The organism is Pseudomonas bubulae (genome assembly GCF_900618535.1).
GTDB classification, from domain to species: domain Bacteria; phylum Pseudomonadota; class Gammaproteobacteria; order Pseudomonadales; family Pseudomonadaceae; genus Aquipseudomonas; species Aquipseudomonas bubulae.
In genome coordinates, this window is record NZ_UYJA01000002.1 from 405160 (window position 1) to 422572 (window position 17413).

The following is a 17413-nucleotide window of genomic DNA, read 5'->3' on the forward strand; positions in this document are numbered from 1 at the left end:
AGGCGAAAAAAACTAGAGAAATGAAAGGAGAGGGACCATGTTCGAACTCGTAGACAACATCCCGCAAAGCCCGGTAATCAAAGTTATCGGTGTTGGTGGTGGCGGTGGCAATGCTGTTAACCACATGGTTAAGAGCAACATCGAAGGCGTGGAATTCATCTGCGCCAACACAGACGCACAAGCGCTCAAAAGCATTGGTGCGCGTACCATCCTGCAACTGGGCACTGGCGTGACCAAGGGCCTGGGTGCCGGCGCGAACCCTGAGGTCGGTCGTCAGGCTGCCCTGGAAGATCGCGAGCGTATCGCTGAAGTGTTGCAGGGCACCAACATGGTGTTCATCACCACGGGCATGGGCGGTGGTACCGGTACCGGTGCTGCGCCGATCATTGCCGAAGTGGCCAAGGAAATGGGCATCCTCACCGTTGCGGTGGTGACCCGTCCGTTCCCATTCGAAGGTCGCAAGCGCATGCAGATCGCCGACGAAGGTATTCGTCTGCTGTCCGAAAGCGTCGATTCGTTGATTACGATTCCGAACGAAAAACTGCTCACCATCCTGGGTAAAGACGCAAGCCTGCTGTCTGCGTTCGCCAAGGCCGATGACGTATTGGCCGGTGCCGTTCGCGGTATCTCCGACATCATCAAGCGTCCGGGCATGATCAACGTCGACTTTGCCGACGTACGCACCGTGATGAGCGAAATGGGCATGGCGATGATGGGCACTGGCTGCGCCAGCGGTCCGAACCGTGCACGTGAGGCCACCGAAGCGGCCATTCGCAACCCGTTGCTAGAAGACGTGAACCTGGAAGGCGCTCGCGGCATCCTGGTAAACATCACCGCCGGCCCTGACCTGTCCCTGGGTGAGTACTCCGACGTGGGCAGCATCATCGAAGCCTTCGCTTCGGAACACGCAATGGTCAAGGTCGGTACTGTTATCGATCCGGACATGCGTGACGAGCTGCATGTCACCGTGGTTGCTACCGGTCTGGGTGCAAAAATCGAGAAGCCGGTCAAGGTTGTCGACAACACCCTGCAGGCTTCGTACGCAGCTTCGGCAGCACACAGCGCCCCTGTTCGTCAGGAAACCCGTACCGAGCGTCAGGAACAACCGGTGGTCAACTACCGTGATCTGGATCGCCCGACCGTGATGCGCAACCAGGCCCAGCAAGGCGCGACGACTGCTGCCAAGCTCAATCCGCAAGATGATCTGGATTACCTGGACATCCCGGCTTTCCTGCGTCGCCAGGCTGATTAATGAAATCAATCAGGGGTATTAAGGTGATTGGTGTTCAGCAAAGGCTCGGTCTGCTATTATCGCCAGCCTTTGTTGATACCAGTTCGCAATTTGCGCTGAAGCGGCCAATGCCATGATTAAACAACGCACCCTGAAAAATATTATCCGTGCCACAGGTGTCGGCCTGCACTCCGGTGAGAAGGTCTACCTGACCCTCAAGCCTGCGCCTGTGGACACCGGCATCGTGTTTTGTCGTGCAGACCTTGACCCTGTTGTGCAGATCCCTGCGCGCGCGGAAAACGTCGGCGAGACGACGATGTCGACCACGCTGGTCAACGGCGATGTAAAAGTAGACACGGTAGAGCACCTGCTCTCGGCCATGGCTGGCCTGGGGATCGATAACGCCTACGTCGAACTCTCCGCGTCTGAAGTCCCGATTATGGACGGTAGCGCCGGACCTTTCGTGTTCTTGATTCAATCTGCCGGCCTGGAAGAACAGGACGCGCCGAAGAAGTTCATCCGCATCCTGCGTGAAGTGACAGTGGAAGATGGCGACAAGCGCGCCACTTTCGTCCCTTTCGAAGGCTTCAAGGTGAGCTTCGAGATCGATTTCGATCACCCGGTTTTCCGTAACCGCACCCAAAGTGCAACCGTGGATTTTTCCAGCACTTCGTTTGTAAAAGAAGTCAGCCGCGCGCGTACCTTTGGTTTCATGAGTGATATCGAGTACCTGCGCAAGCACAACCTCGCACTCGGCGGTAGCGTGGAAAACGCCATCGTGGTCGACGCGGATGGTGTACTGAACGAAGACGGCCTTCGCTATGAAGACGAATTCGTGAAGCACAAGATCCTCGATGCAATTGGCGACCTTTACCTGTTGGGCAATAGCCTGATCGGTGAATTCAAGGGCTTCAAGTCTGGCCATGCACTGAACAACCAGCTGATTCGCAAGCTGCTTGAACAGACCGATGCGTGGGAAGTCGTGACCTTTGAAGATGCCAGCACTGCACCGATTTCGTATATGCGTCCGGTTGCGGCAGTTTAAGTAAAACTTCTTTCTCTAGTTTTTGAAGGCCACCCTCGGGTGGCCTTTTTTTATGTTTCGTTTTTAGGTTTCAGCGCATTCAGGCCGGTTTCATTGATATCCATCACCCGATTGCGCCCGCGTTTTTTGGCCTGATAAAGCGCTTTGTCGGCAGTGCTGAGCAGTTCTTCCCGGTCGTCGCCGGGTTTGGCGTAGCGGGTGCAGGCGCCCAGGCTCACAGTGAGCTTTTTGGTGGTGGGGTCGACCGGCTCCATTTGCTCAACCGCGGCGCGAATTTTTTCTGCCAGCAGGCGCGTGCCTGCCGCGTCGGTTTCGGTCAGTACTACCGCGAATTCTTCACCACCGTAGCGGGCCACCAGGTCGGCGGGGCGTCGCACATTGGCCTTGATGACCCGGGCGACCTGGCGCAGGGCCTCATCCCCTGCCTGATGACCATAAGCATCGTTGAAGGGCTTGAAGTGGTCGATATCAATCATGATCAGTGACAGCGGCGCGCCTGTACGTTGTGCGCGGCGCCATTCCAGATCCAGGGTCTTGTCCAGCATGCGCCGGTTGGCCAGTCCGGTCAGCGGGTCGGTGGCGGCCATGGCGGCGAGTTCGCCTTCGGCGCGCTGGCGCAGGCGCAATTCGCGTACCAGCAACCAGGTCAGCCACAGCAGGCCCAGGCACAGCAGCAGGGTTGCGCTGCCGATCAGCAGGGCCGTGTGTCGCCAGTTGCTGAATATATGCTCGGTGGACAAAGCCACCACCACCAGCAAGGGTAACTCGCTGATCTGGGCGAAGTTGTAGAGGCGCTGCAGGTGATAGATACCGGACACGGCGGTAAAGCTGCCGTGGCGCTCGGTCAGAAAACGCAGGAAGATCGGCGTGTGCCCTAGGTCCTGGCCGGTATAGAACATGGTGGTGGCCGGGTACTGGATCAGCATGATGCCTTCGCTGCTGACCAGGCTGATATTACCCTTCGGGCCCAGGTCCAGGCCGCGAAACAGGTTCTGGAAGTAGCTCATCTTCATCAGGGCCACGGCGACGCCGCCAAACCTGCCGTCCGGGGTAGTGATCCTGCGGCTGAGTACCAGGCTCCAGTCATTGGGGGCATCGCTGGCAGGCAAGGGGCGGCTGATAAAGATGCCTTCAGTTTGCCCCTTGAGATGAACCTTGAACCAGGACTGTTGGCGAGCGTTGTTGAGCAGGGGCTCGACCGGGCGTGAGCCGGCAATCACCTTGCCGTCGGCATCCAGCACAAAAAAACCGGCATTGGACGGCGCCTCGGCCGCTCTGTCGAAAAGCAGGGGTTGTTGTGTCTGCGGCGAAAGCGAGGCCAGCGCCTGGCTTTGCACCAGGCTGACCAGGCTGTTGAGCGCCGAGTCATAGGTGGAAATGGTATTGCGGATATCACGGCTGATCAGCTGCACGATATTCAAGGCAGAGCGAGCCGCATCATCTTCGGTATTGCGGTATTCCCTGACCAGCAGGTAGCCGACGATGTTCACAATCGCAACCACCGACAAGGCGCTGGCCCAGACCAGCATGCGGCGGGTGATAACCGGTGTGCGCAGATGATATTTAATGGCTTGACCCTCTGAAGAAAAAACCATGTACAGCGGGCCTTTCATTCAAGGCTGGCACTCACTCAGGACAACTCTGCTGCACTGATTACGCAATTGCGCCCGGCCTTCTTGGCCTGATACAGGGCCTGATCGGCGCTGTTGATCAAGCCTGCTAGCTGGTCGCCCGGTTTAACCTGGCAGGTACTGACCCCCATGCTGGTGGTGAGCCGGCGATGGGAGGGCGTTAACGGTTCCAGTTGTTCGACGGCCTGGCGGATGCTCTGTGCCAGGTTGTACGCGCCACTGGCATCGGTATCGCTCAGCACCACTGCAAACTCTTCGCCACCATAACGGGCCGCCAGATCGGTGGAACGGTGCATGCACTGCTGGATAGTCCGTGCCACACGTTTCAAGGCCTCGTCACCGTCCTGATGGCCATAGGTGTCGTTGAAATTCTTGAAATGGTCAATGTCAAACATGATCAGCGACAGCGGCTTGCCTGAGCGCTGCGCCCGCCGCCATTCCTGTTCCAGGGTCTGGTCCAGCTTGCGGCGGTTGGCCAGCCCGGTCAGCGGGTCGGTGGTTGCCAGCGCTTCGAGCTGGCGCTCGGCGCGTTGACGCAAATGCAATTCACGACCCAGCAGCCAGGTGAGCGTAAGCAGGGCGCTACACAACAATAGCGTACCGATACCGACCAAAATGGCGTTGCGCCTCCAGGCGCTGAACACATCCTCAGTGGCCAGTGAGACCACCACAATCAACGGCAGGTCACCGACCTCGGAAAAATTGTACAGCCGCTCATCGCCATCAATGCTGGAGAGGGCGATAAAACTGCCTCTGTGTTCTTGCAGAAAGCGGACAAACACGGGGTTGTTGCTCAGGTTGGTGTGCGCGTCGGCGGATGCCGGTTCCGGATGCTGGGTCAGTGGCGTGCCATCGGTACTGATCAGGCGGATAAACCCATGGGGTTCCAGGTCGAGCCTCTGGAACAGGGTCTTGAAATAATCCAGCTTCATCTGCGCCACAGCGACGCCGAGAAAGCTACCGTCTGGCCCGGAAATCCGCCGGCTGAAGCTGATGCAGCACATACCATCGTTTTGGGCTGAGTCAAAAGGGTGGGAGATAAACAGGTTGGGGCTGTCCGACTCCCGGTGTTCCACAAAACTTGGCCAGTGGCTGAAGTTTTCTTTGGGGCTGACTTCAGTGCGTGAGTCGGCGACCAGGTCGCCTTGGGCATTGAGCAGGTAAAAGCCGCCATTGGCCGGGGTCTGTTCGGCTTTATCGAACAACAGCATATGTTTCAGCGGCAGGGAGACACTGTTCAGGTCGCTGCGTTTAGATACGTCGATCAGTGCGTTGAGCGCTGAGTCGTAGAGATTTACCGTGTTTTGAACGTCACGCCCGACCAACTGCACGATATTGAGGGAAGTGCGGATGGCGGCCAGTTCTGCGGTGCGGTGTTCGCGTACCAGCAGGAAGCTGACGATGCTCAGAATGGCAATGATTGAAACGCTTGTGGCGCCGATCAGCAGGCGTAGGGTCAGCACGTTACTGCGCAAGATATGCTTGATGGCCATGCTCATTGTCGCCCTGGGTTCGGCCCCATAAAATGAACGCAATCATATGAAAAGGCCAGCTTTACGCTGGCCCTTTGTTCATGGATTAAAACACATCAATAGGATAGTCGATGATCACCCGATACTCATCCACATCGCTGTCCACGCTCTGGTAGGCCGTGTTGCCGCGGTTGGTGGCCCAGCGCAGGGTCACTGCCAGATCCTTGGCCTTGCCTTCCTGGATCACGTACTTGAGGCCCAGGTCGCGTTCCCAGTGATGGGCGTTCTTGCCTTCCGGGTTGTACCAGTTGCTGTAGCCGATGCTGTCGGGGTCGGCCTTGGTCAGGTCCAGCTCACCCCGTGAATACGACGCACTGGCGGTCAGGCCGGCGATTCCGAGGCCGGCAAAGTCATACTCATATTGCAGCTTCCAGGAACGCTCGTTCGGGCCGTTGAAGTCCGAATATTGCTGCGAGTTGTCCAGGTAAACGCTGTCGCCCTGATAGATATAGTCGAAAGGCGTGTTGCCATTGACCCGCTGGTACACCGCGGTCACCTTGTGGCCGTCAATGCCGAGGGCCAGGTGCAGGCTGAAGGTGTTGTTGTCGATATCGCCCAGCAGGGCCTTGCCGGTGTCCTGGGTGTGATAGTAGTGCAGGCCGGGGTTGAGGGTGATGCCCTCGCTCATCTCCCAGGTGTAGTCAAAGTCGTAGTAGTACTGGTTCCAGATATCCTGCAACTGGGCGGCGTAGAGGTTGCTGGTGATTTCTGGCACGCCGCTCCAGGACGCGCCGGCCCAGGTGATGTGCTTGCTGCTTTGATCGCCCAGGTCACCGTAGGTGGTGGTCAGGCGGCGCATGCCACTCTGGTTGTAAGGTTTTTCAAAACTGACCTGGCCGCCTTCGAACATCCAGCCTTCGAAGCTGGTGTTGGTCAGGCTGACACCGCGAAAGGTCTGCGGCAACATGCGGGTTTCACCGCCGGCTATTACCGGATTGGTGAGGAACATATCACCGGCTTTGAGCTCGGTATCGAAGGCGCGGATTTTCAGTGCGGCACCGGCAGACGAAAAGGCGGTAGGCGCTTTGCCGTTGCCATCACTGACTGGCAGGATGCTGCTGCCATCGGTGCCACCACCGCCATCGAGCTTGAGCCCGAGCAAGGCGTAGGCATCCAGGCCGAAGCCTACCGTACCCTGGGTGAAGCCCGACTCGAACTTGCCGACAAAACCCTGGCCCCATTCCTTGCTGTCATCAGCATGGGGGCTGCGGATATCGTGGTTCATATAGTAATTGCGGGCGTGGATCTTAAGGCTGGAACCTTCGATAAAACCGTCTTTGGTTGAGTCTTCGTCGGCGTGGGCGTAGGTGGGGATCGTTGCAGCCAGGGCAATGAATAACGGACTGAGTTTGTGTGAGTACTTCACCAGTTTGTTGCTCCTTGAAAGTGGCGGCAGTTTTTATTTTCTTTGCAAATTCTGTTCTTGTTCGAAGGGCTCCCAGTGTTGGCAGCGCTTTTTTTAAAACAAAAAAAAGCCGCTATGATAGCGGCTTTTGAAACAGTCAGTCACATGTGTGACAGATGACCGACTGGGTCGGGAAGTCTGCGAGTGAGCAATCAGCTGTCTTTGGCTTGATCGGAAACACTGGCTTTTGCCTGTGTAGGCTGCGGTTTTGCGTCGTTTTGATGGCGTGCTGTCAGCTCTGCCTGATGCTGTTCAAACGATGCCGCGCGGGCCGCATTTTGTGCGACGAATGCAGGGGACTCTTCCGCCATGGCCAAAGGCGACAACAACAAAGACGACAAAACGAAAACGCTAGCCATACCCATACTGCTGGACATTTCAAAGACCTTCTTGCTTAGCAAGTGCTGTGTGATGGGTTAAATCTATAGCGCCAGGCAGGGGCGAAAAAGCCTTGTTTTAGACAAGGACTTTTGCGTTTTGAGTAACAAATGCGAGGGCCGTGGACTAGAGCCTCGGCAGCTACAGGAAAACTGCAACTGTGGGAGCGAGCCTGCTCGCTCCCACAATAGGGCTTGACCTGCAACAGAGTATCTACAGTGCTACAGGTCAAGCGGGCAGATCCAACCCGAATGTATTGCGCCCGCCGTCGCTGTGCACAAACACCTCGCCGCCATGCATCTGTGCAATCGCCTTGACGATGGCCAACCCCAGCCCGTGGTTGGCACCGCTGTTGTGGCGGGCCGCGTCCACCCGGTAGAAACGCTCGAACAAGCGCGGCAAGTGTTCTGCGGCAATCGGTAGGCCGGGGTTGCTGATGCTGATTATGGCCCGCCCGGAATTCTGCTCGATCGACACCTCGATCGTTTGCCCGGCTTCGGTGTGCTGCACGGCATTGTTCAGCAAGTTGATCAGCGCCCGGCGCAGGTGGGGTTTTTCGATATTGACCCGGGCATCGCCGCTGACCCGCACCACAACCCGGGCGTCTTCAAGAATAAACTCCAGATACTCCAGGGTGGTCGCCACTTCATCAGCCAGGGAGGCGCTCGACAGCTTGCTGGCCTTGCTGCCCTGATCGGCGCTGGCCAGGAACAGCATGTCGTTGATGATGCTGCGCAGGCGCTCAAGCTCTTCGAGGTTCGACTGCAGCACTTCAAAGTAATGCTCGGCCGAACGCCCCCGCGTCAGCGCCACCTGGGTCTGGCCAATCAGATTGGTCAGCGGCGAACGCAGTTCATGGGCCACATCCGCATTGAATGACTCCAGCCGGGTCCAGGCCTGCTCGACGCGGTCCAGGGTCGAATTGAAGGCACTGACCAGTTGGTCCAGCTCCGGAGCCAGCGGTGCCAGGTGCAAACGCCCCGACAGGCGCGGTGGAGCCAGCTTTTGCGCTTCTTCAGACAGCTTGATCAGCGGCTTGAGGCCGATGTGCGCCACCCAATAGCCGAGCAATGAGGCCAGCAGTACGCCAATCGTTGCCAGACTTATCAGGGCAAGCAGCAAGTGATGCTGGGTCTGGCGAAAGGTCTGGGTATCGATGGCAATCAAAAAGCGCAGCGCCGGGCGCTGCTCTTTGGCTGGAATTTCGCTGATCAATACTTTGAACGGGTAGGCCTGGCCGGGCAGGCGCAAGTCCCGCACGCCCACGGGTCCTTGGGCAAATTTGCGCACGGCTGCCTCGGGGTTGCCGTACTCATAGGCCGGGTCTGAACTGATCGCCCAAAACCGGATGCGTTTGTCCTCTTCGCTGAGCAGCTTGAGCTTGGTGCTCATCTTGGCCCAGTGCTCGGCGTTGCCGTAGCGGTTGATCGATGACTCAAGCACGCTGTAGCGGGCATCCAGCTCTGCTTCAGGCAGGCGGCCGATACTTTTGTCGACCTGCTGGTACAGCGCTCCACCAATCAGCACAAACACCAGTAATGCCACCAGGGCGAACATTGCGCTCAGGCGCATGGCGATGGAGTTCAGGGCGGCGGGGCGCTTAAACACTGCGCCGCTCCAGCACGTAGCCCATGCCGCGAATGGTGTGCAGCAGCTTGTGTTCGAATGGCCCGTCGAGCTTGGCGCGCAAGCGTTTGATCGCCACTTCGACCACGTTGGCGTCACTGTCGAAATTGATGTCCCAGACCATCTCGGCAATGGCGGTCTTGGACAGGATCTCGCCCTGACGACGGGCCAGCACGCTGAGCAATGAAAACTCCTTGGCGGTCAGGTCCAGGCGGGCTCCGGCGCGGCTGGCCTTGCGGCTGATCAGATCTATCCACAGGTCGTCGACGGTCACTTGCACCGGTTCGTGACCGCCGCTGCGGCGGGTCAGGGCTTGCAGGCGGGCGACCAGCTCCAGGAACGAGAACGGTTTGCCCAGGTAATCGTCGGCGCCTTCGCGCAAACCGCGTATGCGGTCTTCCACCCGTTCGCGGGCGGTGAGCATGATCACCGGGGTTTGCTTGCGCGCGCGCAAGGCCCGCAGTACGCCAAAGCCATCGAGGCCAGGCAGCATCACATCGAGCACGATCACGGCGTAATCGCTCTCCATTGCCAGGTGCAGACCTTCGATGCCGTCGCGGGCCACATCCACTGTGTAACCCTGCTCGGTCAGGCCGCGGTGCAGGTAGTCGGCGGTTTTTTCTTCATCTTCAATAATCAGAACGCGCATGACCCGCCTCAGTGATTCGTCGCCAGCAAGCTGACGGGTTTGGAACGATGGAACAGTCGTTCAAGCCACAAGTATATGACCGGCGTGGTAAACAGCGTCAGCGCCTGGCTCACCAGCAGCCCGCCGACTACGGCAATCCCCAGAGGCTGGCGCAGTTCGGCGCCGGTGCCGTAGCCCAGCATCAGCGGCAGGGCGCCCAGCAGCGCGGCGAGGGTGGTCATGATGATCGGCCGAAACCGCGTGATACACGCCTGGTAGATAGCCTCTTCGGGGCTCAGGCCACGGGTGCGCTGGGCATCGAGGGCAAAGTCGATCATCAGGATGCCGTTTTTCTTGACGATACCGATCAGCAGCACCAATCCGATCAGCGCCATGATCGAGAAATCCTGGCCACATATCCACAGCATCAGCAGCGCGCCAAGCCCGGCCGAGGGCAGGGTGGAGATGATGGTCAGCGGGTGTACAAAGCTCTCGTACAGCACCCCCAGAATGATATACACCGCCACCAGCGCCGCGAGGATCAACCACGGCTGGCTGGCCAGCGAGCTTTGAAAGGCCTGGGCGGCGCCCTGGAAGTTGCCACTGATGGTGCCGGGCATGCCGATGTCGTTTTTTGCCTGATTGAGCATCAGCACCGCATCGCCCAGGGCCACGCCGGGGGCGAGGTTGAACGACAGGTTGGCGGCCGGGAACATGCCGTCATGGCTGATGGACAACGGCCCGCTGATGGGCGCATCGACCCTGGCCACGGCCGACAGCGGCACCATTTCCCCGGTCAGCGGCGAGCGCAGGTAGAAGTAATTGAGGCTTTCGGCCTTGCCGCGCTGCTGCGCGTCGACTTCCAGAATCACGTTGTACTGGTTGGTCTCGGTCTGGAACTCATTGACCTGGCGCTGACCGAAGGCGTCGTACAGTGCTTCATCGACATCGGTGGCGGTCAGGCCAAAGCGCGCCGCCGCATTACGGTCAATGCTGATATGGGTGATGCTGCCCCCCAGTTGCAGGTCGTTGGACAGATCTCGAAAGGCCGGATTGGCGCGCAGTTTTTCGGTCAGGCGCTGGGTCCAGGTGGTGAGCGTCGGACCATCGTTGCTCTTGAGCACATATTGATACTGACTGCGACTGGGGCCCGAGCTGAGGTTGATATCCTGGCCGGCACGCAGGTACAGCACGATGCCAGGCACCTTGGCCAGTTGCGGGCGAATGCGGTCGATAAATTCGCTGGCCGACACGTCGCGCTGGCCGCGGTCCTTGAGAGCAATCCAGAAGCGGCCGTTGGCGATGGTCTGGTTGCTGCCGGTCACGCCCACGGCATGGGAGAACGCCTGCACGGCCGGGTCGTTGCCGATGATCTCGGCCAGCGCCAGATGCTTTTGCGTCATGTCCGGGAATGAAATGTCGGATGCCGCCTCGGTGGTGCCGAGTACAAAGCCGGTGTCCTGCACCGGAAAAAAGCCCTTGGGGATCAACACATAGCCGGCGATAGCCATGGCCAGGGTCACGGCGAAAATCCCCAGCATCAATCGCTGATGCGCAAGGGCCCGCTTCAGGCCTTTTTCATAGAGGCCCAGCAGGCGCTCGCCAAAGCCCGGCCTGGCATCCGGCTTGTGTTCCGGTGTGCGCATAAACAGCGCGGCCAGTGTGGGCGCCAGGGTCAGCGATACCACCACGGAAATCATGATGGTCGAGGTCGCGGTCAGGGCGAACTCCTTGAACAACCGCCCGACCACCCCGCCCATAAACAGCAGCGGGATAAACGCGGCCACCAGTGAGACGCTGATGGATACCACGGTAAAGCCGATCTCGCTGGAGCCCTTGATCGCTGCGTCGCGCATGCTTTCTCCGGCTTCCAGATGGCGGTGGATGTTCTCCACCACCACAATCGCATCGTCCACCACAAAGCCCACCGCCACCACAATGGCCACCAGCGTCAGGTTATTGAGGCTGAAGCCCAGCACATACATCAGCGCGAAACTGGCGATCAGCGACACGCCGAGTACCGCCGACACAATCAGCGTGGCCGACCACTGGCGCAAAAACAGCGCCATCACCGCAACCACCAGCAGCACGGCGATCAGCAGGGTGATTTCCACTTCATGCAGGGAGGCGCGAATGGTCTTGGTGCGATCGCTCAGCACCGTCACTTCGACCGAAGCCGGGAGCATGGCCTGCAGACCGGGCAGGGCGGCCTGGATGCGGTCTACCGTGTCGACGATATTGGCTCCCGGCTGGCGCGAAATCACCAGGTTGAGCCCCGGCTGGTGGCCCGACCAGGCCTGTACGTAGTCATTCTCGGAACCGTTGATAACCCGTGCCACATCCCGTAGCTGCACGGGGGCGCCATCCTTGTACGAGACGATTAACTGGCCATATTCATCCGCGTCGAACAACTGGTCGTTGGTCGACAGCGTAGAAATGCTCGACGGGCCATACAACGCGCCCTTGGCCAGGTTGAGGCTGGTTTGCTGGATCGCCAGGCGGATATCGGCCAGGGTCAGGCCGATCGCAGCCAGCTTGTCGGCCGAGGCCTGGACGCGGATCGCCGGGCGTTGCTGACCGGTGATATTGATCAGGCCCACACCATCAATCTGGCTGATTTGCCGGGCCAGCAGGGTTTCGACGTAATCGCTCAGTTCAGTGCCGGGCATCTGCAGCGAACTGATGCTGAGGATCAGTACCGGGCTGTCGGCCGGGTTGACCTTCTTCCAGGTCGGCAGGGTCGGCATGTCCTTGGGCAGTTTGCCGGACGCGGTGTTGATCGCTGCCTGAACCTCTTGCGCGGCGGTGTCGATGCTTTTGTCGAGGGTGAATTGCAGGGTCAGGGTGGTCGAGCCCAGGGCGCTGCTGGAGGTCATCTGGGTCATGCCGGGGATGGCGCTGAATTGCACCTCCAGGGGCGTTGCCACCGAAGACGCCATGGTGTCCGGGCTGGCGCCGGGCAATTGCGCAGATACCTGGATGGTCGGGAATTCCGCCTCGGGCAAGGGCGCCACGGGTAACCGGGGAAAGGCAATCAGCCCCACCAGCACCAGGGCGAAGGTCAGCAATACCGTGGCGACCGGGTGATCGACACACCAGGCGGACACCGAGCGGCTGCGGGTCATGGCTGCACCCGGGCAGCCGTTGGCCCGCTCAGGACTTCAACCCGCGAGCCGGACTTGAGCCGCGACTGGCCATCGCTGACCAGTGTGTCGCCGGGGTTGACGCCGGTGATGATGCTCAGTTCGGTGTCCTGAAAAGTCAGCTGCACGGGAACGGTTTCGACCTTGTCGCCGCTGACCCGGTAGACGAAGTAATTATCCAGCCCGCGCTGCACCACTTGCGGTGGCACCACCAGCGCGTTGCGGTCCAGTCCGGTCTGGATTTCGACATTGACCAGCTGGCCCGGCCACAAGCTTTGCGTGGAGTTGTCGAACTGAGCCTTGGCCTTGATTGTGCCGGTGGTTGCCGAGACCTGATTGTCGATCAGGCTAAGGCGGCCCTCGCCCAGTTGCGTGCCGCTACTGCCGGTATTGCCGACAAAGGCTTTGACCCGGGCCGGTTGTTTGGCCGTGAGCAAGTCGTGGAGCAGGGGCAAGTGCTGCTGGGGCAGGGAAAACTCCACGGCAATGGGGGCGATCTGGGTCACGGAAAACAGCCCCTGGGCATCGCTGACCCTTAGAAAGTTACCCGCATCTACTGCGCGAATGCCCACGCGCCCGCTGACCGGGGACTGGATTTGCGTAAAGGACAACTGCACCTGTGCCGCGGCAATCGCCGCCTGATCACCCTTTGCCGAAGCCTTGAGCTGATTGACCAGGGCTTGCTGCTGATCGAGGGTTTGCCGGGACACGCCATTGTCCACGCTCAACAACTGATAGCGCTTGAGGTCGGCCAATGCGACCTGCAGTTGCGCCTGGTTCTGTCCCAGTTGGGCCCTGGCCTGATCCAGGCTGGCCTTGATCGAGCGGTCATCGAGAGTAGCCAGCAGGTCGCCAGCCTTGACCGTCTGGCCTTCCTTGACCCGAATACCCGTGAGGATGCCGTCGATTTGCGGACGTATGATGACGCTGTGCAGCGACAGTACGGCGCCAATCCCGTTGATATAGCGCGGTACATCCTGTTGCAGGACTTGCACGACCCGCACCGGCACTGGCGCGCTACCTGCCGATTTGCCGGGCGCCGGGCGATTGAGCCACCAGACGCTGCTACCCATCAGGGCAATCAGCAGCGTGCCCAGCAAGATTTTTTTGGTTTTATTGGGCATGCCGGATAGACGCCGTGTGCGTGGAATGGGGGCTTATAGAAAGGTTATAGCGTGTGGACCCGGTCATAACGGTGACGGCTAACTGACATTTGTGACAGCTTTAAGGTTTGTAGCAGCTGCCTCGTTCCTTCGGCAGCTGCTACGTCACGGGTTTTCACCACGGGTTGGATTATTTTTACGACCAGCGAGTGCAACCTATACAGGGTGCGCAGGTATACTGGGCGGTCTTGCGCCATCCGGCCTGTTTATTTCCCGTATATCGGAGCTTTCATGACTTCTCCTACACCAACGACCGCTCCTGATGCCGTGAGCACCGAGAACCTCGATACCCCGGAAAAACCGGTCATTCCTGCGTTCACTTTTCCGTTCAAGCCATCGGAGTTTGCCAAGGCCAAGTCCCAGGGCAAGGCGTACTACCAAAAAAGCGGCCTCGGCGGTCATGATAAAACCCCTAACGCGCCCCCTCATGGCACCCGCAAAACCATGGGCAAACGCTAATTTTATGCCCTAAAAAGTGGCAATATGCCATTAGTGTTTGTTCAGGCCTGATTAACTCCTTTAGTCATGCGCCAGATCAGTATTTGCTTAATAGGTGCGCTTAGAGTCGACGACCCTGCCGACTCTTCTCTAATAATCCGAGCGCGCCCGTCATGAAAATCAATCTACCGATTACCGGCCGATCCGTTGATTTTGCCCCCGACGCCAACATCCTCTCCACCACTGATCTCGACAGCACCATCACCTACGCCAACCCTGACTTTATCGAGGTCAGCGGTTATGAACTGAGCGAGTTGCTGGGCACCCCGCACAACCTGCTGCGCCATCCCGACATGCCGCCCGCCGCTTTCAGCCATATGTGGCAGACCCTCAAGGCGGGGCGCTCGTGGATGGGGATGGTGAAAAACCGTTGCAGAAACGGTGATCACTATTGGGTCAGCGCCTATGTCACGCCGGTGATGAAAAATGGCGAGACCGTCGAGTACCAATCCGTGCGTACCCACCCGACTCCTGAACGTGTCGCGGTCGCCGAGGCCCACTACGCCGCTCTACGCTCGGGGCGCAAGCCGCTGTTGCCGGCCGGCTTGCGCCTTGGCTTGGGGGGCAGGCTGGCATTGTTTGTCAGTGCCGTATTTGGCGCCGTTACAGCCGTGGGCACGCTGTGGCTGGCCAGCGTTGACGCACAGGCCGGGCTGTTGATCTGGCTGCTGGGCAGTCTGTTGAGTTCGCTGGCCATTGCCTGGTTGCTGCGGCCTTTGCATGCATTGACCCGTCGCGCCAAAGGCGTTGGCGACAATCCGTTGAGCCAGCAGATTTATACCGGGCGCCGTGATGAGTTCGGCCAGATCGAGTTTGCCCTGCATATGCTTGAGGCCCAGGTCGGCGCTGTGGTGGGGCGTATCGGTGATGTCTCGCAGCGATTGGCCGGGCACGCCAGCGAACTGGTTCAGCATCTGCAAAGCAGCCATGCCAGCACCTTGAATCAACAGTTGGAGACCGATCAGGTGGCCACTGCTATCAACGAAATGGCGGCGAGTGTGGCGCAGGTAGCGATCAACGCCCAGCAGGCGTCGCAAGCAGCCGATCGGGTGCAAAGTGAAACCCGTGAAGGCCATCAGCTGGTGACGCAGAGCCGCAGCACGGTGCAGCACCTGGCGACGGAGCTGGAGCGAGCCACCGAGGTGGTGCATCACCTGGAAAGTCACAGCAGCGATATTTCCTCGGTGCTGGAAGTGATCCGCAGTATTGCCGAACAAACCAATTTGCTGGCGCTCAACGCCGCTATCGAAGCGGCCCGCGCAGGTGATCAGGGCCGCGGCTTTGCCGTGGTGGCCGATGAGGTTCGTGGTCTGGCCCAGCGTACGCAGCAGTCGACCAGTGAAATCCAGGCCATGATCAGCGCTCTGCAAGAAGGTGCCCGGGCGGCGGTGCAGGTCATCCAGCAAAGCAGTGAATACGCTCAGAGCAGTGTCAATCAGACCCAACTGGCCAGTTGCGCGCTGGACGGGATCAGTGCACAAGTTCAGAAGATCACCGAGATGAGTGTGCAGATCGCCTCGGCGGTCGAAGAGCAAAGCGTGGTCAGTGAAGATATCAACCGTAATATCGCCGGGATTCGCAGTGCCTGTGACGTCACTGTGGATGCCGGGCAACAGAGCCATCGCCATTCAGGGGATGTCGCCGAGCTGGCCGCAGGTTTGCGCTCGCTTGCGCAAGAGTTCTGGCAAACCCGGCGCTAAAGCGCCTCGCGCTGGATCAGGGTCATGCCGTGCTTGTCGTACAGGCGCCGGGCGTTGTGGTTGTGCTCCATGACCTTGAGATCCAGACAAGCCTCACGGCGCTGGCGGAAAACGGCAAAGACATGGTTGAGCAGTGCGCCGCCCAAGCCCCGGCCCCGGTGGTGCGGGTGTACCGCCAGATCCTTGAGGTAGGCGCTGGTCCAGGCCTGGGCAACCGCAACGGCCTGGCCCTCCAGGAGGATCACAAAACACAGTGCGGGATCGTACTCGGGGTCATGCTGCAGGCCGTGTTGCCAGTCCTGCAGGGTTTGCATGCTGCCGGTGCCGTCGGTATGGCTCAGGCTGATCAGGGCATGTACCGGTTGCAGCAGCTCCTCGGTGAGCGTTACCAGGGTGAAGCCCTGGGGCCAGTGGGCCGGTGGCAATGGCTGGCGCAAATCTTTGCGCAGCAACAGGCAATACTGGCTCATGCTACTCAGTAACCTTGCTCGGCAACCGTGCGCGCGGCGAGGATCAAGCACTGTGTAAGCTCCGGTGAAGAGAACTTGGTCAGCACCGCATTGGCCCCCGCCAGGCGCGCCTTTTCGCTGTTCATCGCACTGTTGAGCGAGGTGTGCAGCAGCACATACAGATGGGCAAAGTCCGGGGTGTCGCGCACGGTACGGGTAAAGGCGTAGCCATCCATTTCCGACATTTCGATATCCGACACCAGCACGTTGATCTGATCCGGCGTGCCTTGCAGCTCCAGTAACCGCTCGATGGCTTCCTTGGCGCTGCGTGCGGTGTGGCAATGCAGGCCCAGGTTGCGCAGGGTAATGACCGACTGTTGCAGGGCCACCTGACTGTCATCCACCACCAGAATTCGGGCATTGGCCAGCAGTTTTGACTCTTCTTTACTGAGGCTGTCGCTGGCGTCCTCGACCTTGGCCGGGGCGATGCCGTGGATCACTTTTTCGATATCCAGCACTTGCACCAATACACCGTCGACCTGGGTCACACCGGTGATATACGAGCGCTTGCCGGAGCCGTAGGGCGGCGGACGGATATCGGTGCTCAGGCAGTGCACGATTTTGCTCACCGCCTGCACATGCAGCCCCTGTTTGGAGCGGCTGACATCGGTGACGATCAGGCAACCAGCATCCGGGTCGAGCAGCGGCTGCTCGCCGATGGCACGGCTCAGGTCGATTACCGACAGTGCCGCGCCGCGCAACACGGCGATGCCTTTAACATTGGGGTGGGACTCGGGCATTTTGGTCAGCGGCGGACAGGGAATGATTTCACTGACCTTGAGCAGGTTGATCGCCAACAACTTGCCGCTGCGCAGAGTGAAGAGCAGAAGGGAGAGTGAGTCTGCGCGGGCATTGTTCGATGACATAAAAATCTTCTGTGCTGGGAGCGATACGGGGTTATCGACCTGAATGTTACGGGCTTTA

Annotated in this window: 14 protein-coding genes and 1 pseudogene; 5 read left to right on the forward strand and 10 right to left on the reverse strand. The window is 59.3% G+C overall.

Going from position 1 to position 17413, the window contains the following annotated elements; translation table 11 throughout:
- Window positions 1-37: 37 nt before the first annotated feature.
- Window positions 38-1252, forward strand: coding sequence for a cell division protein FtsZ (ftsZ, locus tag PPTH39_RS08550; protein ID WP_095001531.1), 1215 nt, complete (start codon window positions 38-40; stop codon window positions 1250-1252).
- 112 nt (window positions 1253-1364) lie between these two features.
- Window positions 1365-2276, forward strand: coding sequence for a UDP-3-O-acyl-N-acetylglucosamine deacetylase (gene lpxC / locus PPTH39_RS08555; RefSeq protein ID WP_019823785.1), 912 nt, complete (start codon window positions 1365-1367; stop codon window positions 2274-2276).
- 50 nt (window positions 2277-2326) lie between these two features.
- Here lpxC and PPTH39_RS08560 read toward each other — a convergent pair whose 3' ends face one another.
- The 8 genes from PPTH39_RS08560 to PPTH39_RS08595 form a co-directional block, all read right to left on the reverse strand.
- On the reverse strand, window positions 2327-3871 hold the full coding sequence (locus tag PPTH39_RS08560; RefSeq protein WP_332835829.1) for a GGDEF domain-containing protein: 1545 nt from the start codon (window positions 3869-3871) through the stop codon (window positions 2327-2329).
- 35 nt (window positions 3872-3906) lie between these two features.
- Complete coding sequence (locus tag PPTH39_RS08565) at window positions 3907-5400, reverse strand: sensor domain-containing diguanylate cyclase (RefSeq protein WP_130871868.1); 1494 nt, start codon at window positions 5398-5400, stop codon at window positions 3907-3909.
- Window positions 5401-5485: 85 nt separating this feature from the next.
- Entirely contained in the window at window positions 5486-6805 is a 1320-nt protein-coding gene (locus PPTH39_RS08570) for an OprD family porin (protein ID WP_095031980.1), read from the reverse strand.
- Between the two features lie 191 nt (window positions 6806-6996).
- Window positions 6997-7221, reverse strand: a complete 225-nt coding sequence (locus PPTH39_RS08575) for a hypothetical protein (RefSeq protein WP_095001528.1) — start codon at window positions 7219-7221, stop codon at window positions 6997-6999.
- A gap of 229 nt (window positions 7222-7450) precedes the next feature.
- Window positions 7451-8794, reverse strand: coding sequence for a heavy metal sensor histidine kinase (locus tag PPTH39_RS08580; protein ID WP_095018366.1), 1344 nt, complete (start codon window positions 8792-8794; stop codon window positions 7451-7453).
- Between the two features lie 28 nt (window positions 8795-8822).
- Window positions 8823-9497 carry a heavy metal response regulator transcription factor gene (locus PPTH39_RS08585; protein ID WP_095001527.1) on the reverse strand — a complete coding sequence of 225 codons (675 nt, stop codon included), beginning with the start codon at window positions 9495-9497 and terminating at the stop codon, window positions 8823-8825.
- A gap of 8 nt (window positions 9498-9505) precedes the next feature.
- On the reverse strand, window positions 9506-12601 hold the full coding sequence (locus PPTH39_RS08590; RefSeq protein WP_095018300.1) for a multidrug efflux RND transporter permease subunit: 3096 nt from the start codon (window positions 12599-12601) through the stop codon (window positions 9506-9508).
- The gene (locus PPTH39_RS08595) at window positions 12598-13743 is read right to left on the reverse strand and encodes an efflux RND transporter periplasmic adaptor subunit (protein WP_130871869.1); all 1146 of its coding nucleotides are present in this window, start codon (window positions 13741-13743) and stop codon (window positions 12598-12600) included. Before PPTH39_RS08595 ends, PPTH39_RS08590 begins: the two co-directional genes overlap by 4 nt.
- Window positions 13744-14013: 270 nt before the next feature.
- Here PPTH39_RS08595 and PPTH39_RS08600 point away from each other — a divergent pair, with 270 nt between their 5' ends.
- The 3 genes and pseudogenes from PPTH39_RS08600 (at window position 14014) to PPTH39_RS08605 (ending at window position 15980) form a co-directional block, all read left to right on the forward strand.
- Window positions 14014-14241 carry a hypothetical protein gene (locus PPTH39_RS08600; RefSeq protein ID WP_095001524.1) on the forward strand — a complete coding sequence of 76 codons (228 nt, stop codon included), beginning with the start codon at window positions 14014-14016 and terminating at the stop codon, window positions 14239-14241.
- Between the two features lie 152 nt (window positions 14242-14393).
- Window positions 14394-14675 (forward strand): annotated as a pseudogene (locus PPTH39_RS23845) (PAS domain-containing protein); the annotation flags it as partial.
- 258 nt (window positions 14676-14933) lie between these two features.
- Window positions 14934-15980 (forward strand): methyl-accepting chemotaxis protein, encoded by a 1047-nt coding sequence (locus PPTH39_RS08605; protein ID WP_416068814.1) that lies wholly within the window; start codon window positions 14934-14936, stop codon window positions 15978-15980.
- Here PPTH39_RS08605 and PPTH39_RS08610 read toward each other — a convergent pair.
- Window positions 15977-16450, reverse strand: coding sequence for a GNAT family N-acetyltransferase (locus PPTH39_RS08610; RefSeq protein WP_095001522.1), 474 nt, complete (start codon window positions 16448-16450; stop codon window positions 15977-15979). The two genes, PPTH39_RS08605 and PPTH39_RS08610, sit on opposite strands and share 4 nt — an antisense overlap.
- A gap of 5 nt (window positions 16451-16455) precedes the next feature.
- Window positions 16456-17355 (reverse strand): chemotaxis protein, encoded by a 900-nt coding sequence (locus PPTH39_RS08615; RefSeq protein WP_095001521.1) that lies wholly within the window; start codon window positions 17353-17355, stop codon window positions 16456-16458.
- Between the last annotated feature and the right edge of the window lie 58 nt (window positions 17356-17413).